The sequence below is a fragment of the Bacteroides sp. ET225 genome (genome assembly GCF_024733745.1).
GTDB classification, from domain to species: domain Bacteria; phylum Bacteroidota; class Bacteroidia; order Bacteroidales; family Bacteroidaceae; genus Phocaeicola; species Phocaeicola excrementipullorum.
Genome location: NZ_JANRHN010000092.1, coordinates 1 through 567 on the forward strand (window position 1 = coordinate 1; position 567 = coordinate 567).

Consider the following 567-nt stretch of genomic DNA (forward strand, 5'->3'; position numbering starts at 1 on the left):
TCTTGCACCTTGAACCAGTTGAGATAGTCCTGCATGTACTTCGTGGCTACGCCCCAGAATGTTCCGTTAAGCCACTTCTTGAGCCTGCTGTGCAGGGAATTGACGTGTTGGATATGGTAAAATCCCCTCTTAACGTGCCAGCCGAGGTCAGCCCTTATGACCACATGCTCAATATGGTTGTCCATTGCATATCCCTTGTAGCTGACATGCCCGTCCGAACACAGCACCGTCCCTTGTGGCAGCGGAGTGTGCAGGCTTTCCGTGATTTCCGCTTTCGTCAGCCGTCCATATCCGCAAAACGTCATGTTGAGGTCGTTCTTTCTGTCAGCCGTCACTATGACGGTGACCTTGTCCTTGGATGCGCCTTTGCCTTTTCCCCCTCCGCCACGCTTGCGGGGCTTGCGTCCCAGGTGGCGGCTGCCTTTGTCTGACTTTTCAAAGAATGTCTCGTCGCTTTCGGTTATTCCTGAGAACGAACCGCCTTCATCCTGCTTCAGGGAACGCAATATCTTGTGCCGCCAGTCGAAAGCTGTCTTCTTGTTAATGTGCAATGCGGCAGAAATCCTG

1 protein-coding gene is annotated in these 567 nt (G+C 52.9%); it reads right to left on the reverse strand.

The genetic code is table 11. The annotated features are described in order from the left end of the window. Nucleotides 1-567: IS1595 family transposase (locus tag NW212_RS15230; protein ID WP_258339460.1), on the reverse strand; the 567-nt coding region annotated here is incomplete at both ends.